Raw genomic sequence first — 1,966 nt, 5'->3', positions numbered from 1 at the left:
CCGCGGCGGCGGCCACGGCCGCGGCGCTCGCGTCGCCGTCCGGCCCCGGACGCCAGCCCGCGCCCGCCGCCCACCGGGCGATGTTGGGGCCGCTCGCGATCCGTTCGACGCAGCCGCGGGAGCCGCACGGGCAGAGGTCGCCGTCGAGGTCGACGCTGATGTGGCCGATGTGGCCCGCGTTGCCGGTGGGGCCGGGGTGCAGGGAGCCGCCCAGGACGAGCCCGCCGCCGACACCCGTGGAGACCACCATGCACAGCGCGTTGTCGTGGCCGCGCGCCGCGCCCTGCCAGTGCTCGGCCGCCGCGATGGCGACTCCGTCGCCGACGAGCGTGACCGGCAGTCCGCCGCTCACCGCGTGGACCCGCTCCACGAGCGGGAAACCGCGCCAGCCCGGGACGTTGACGGGGCTGACCGTGCCGGCCGTCGCGTCGACCGGGCCCGCGCTGCCGATGCCCACGGCGGTGGCCCTGCCCCAGAGCGGGTCGGCCCGGAGCTCGCGGAAGACCTCCTCGACCGCGGCCATGATCGTCTCGCCGCTCTCCGTCGCGGGGGTCGGCCGCTGCGCGCGCACGAGGATGCCGCCCTCGCCGTCGACCAGCGCGCCGGCGATCTTGGTGCCGCCGATGTCGAGCGCGGCGACGTGGTCGGTATGCATCGGTGTGTGGTCTCCAGGGCTCGATACGGTCCGGCCGCACGGGGGACGGGGGCGGACCTGCGAATCAGGTGAACAGTCTCCATTCACCTGACAACGTTGTCCAGGGCCTATGCTCGTCGCCACAGCTCTTGAAGGCAAACCGACCCGCGACACAGACCCGACAGGACAGCACACTGTGGCCGAATCCCCCCGCCGCCCCCGTCCGGAACCGCGTTACGGCACCAGACCGACCATGAAGGACGTGGCGGCGCGGGCCGGTGTGGGCCTGAAGACGGTGTCCCGTGTCGTCAACGGGGAGCCCGGTGTCACACCGGACACCGAGCGGCGTGTGCAGGAGGCCATCGAGGCGCTGGGCTTCCGGCGCAACGACTCGGCGCGCGTGCTGCGCAAGGGGCGTACGGCGAGCATCGGACTCGTGATCGAGGATCTCGCGGACCCCTTCTACGGTCCGCTCAACCGCGCGGTCGAGGAGGTGGCCCGCTCGCACGGCGCGCTGCTGATCAACGGCTCCAGCGCCGAGGACCCCGAGCGGGAGCAGGAACTCGTGCTGGCGCTGTGCGCGCGCCGCGTCGACGGGCTGATCGTGGTGCCCGCGGGCCACGACCACCGCTACCTGGAGCCGGAGATCAAGGCGGGCGTCGCCACGGTGTTCGTCGACCGCCCCGCCGGGCGGATCGAGGCCGACACCGTGCTGTCCGACAGCTTCGGCGGCTCCCGGGACGGCACGGCCCACCTGGTCGCGCACGGGCACCGCCGCATCGGCTTCATCGGCGACCAGTCGACCATCCACACCGCCGCCGAGCGGCTGCGCGGCTACCGTGCGGCGATGGCGGACGCGGGGCTCGTCATCGAGCCGGGCTGGATCTCGCTGGGCACGACCGATCCGGACCGGGTGCGCGAGGCGGTCGTGACCATGCTCGACGCCCCCGACCCGGTCACGGCGATCTTCGCCGGCAACAACCGCGTGACGGTCACCGCGGTGCGCGTCCTGGCCGGTCGGTCGCGTTCGGTCGCGCTGGTCGGCTTCGACGACATCGAGCTGGCGGACCTGCTCGACCCCGGCGTCACGGTGGTGGCGCAGGACGCGGCGGCGCTCGGGCGCACCGCGGCCGAGCGCCTGTTCCACCGGCTGGACGGCGCGGCGGAGGCCCCGTCGAGGGTGGTGCTGCCGACCCGGCTGATCACCCGCGGCTCGGGCGAGCTGACCCCCTCGGACTGACGGCCCCGGCTCGCGAGGACCCCGGCCGCGCGTCGGGCGCCCGTCGCGCACCTCCCCCGCACGCCCCTGCCGCGCACCTCCGCCGCCCGCCG

2 protein-coding genes are annotated in these 1,966 nt (G+C 75.0%); one reads left to right on the top strand and one right to left on the bottom strand.

What is annotated here, in order from left to right:
- On the bottom strand, positions 1–655 hold a 655-nt coding region (locus L1885_RS27725; RefSeq protein ID WP_235799894.1), incomplete at its 3' end, for an ROK family protein.
- Positions 656–887: 232 nt separating this feature from the next.
- On the opposite strand from L1885_RS27725, the gene L1885_RS27720 reads away from it, so the two are divergent.
- Positions 888–1,874 carry a LacI family DNA-binding transcriptional regulator gene (locus L1885_RS27720; RefSeq protein ID WP_235799893.1) on the top strand — a complete coding sequence of 329 codons (987 nt, stop codon included), beginning with the start codon at positions 888–890 and terminating at the stop codon, positions 1,872–1,874.
- The last annotated feature ends 92 nt before the right edge of the window (positions 1,875–1,966 follow it).

This window comes from Streptomyces fuscigenes, from assembly GCF_021556455.1.
GTDB lineage: Bacteria > Actinomycetota > Actinomycetes > Streptomycetales > Streptomycetaceae > Streptomyces > Streptomyces fuscigenes.
Note: the sequence above shows the minus strand (reverse complement) of the source record. Positions and strands in the feature narration are given on the sequence as shown.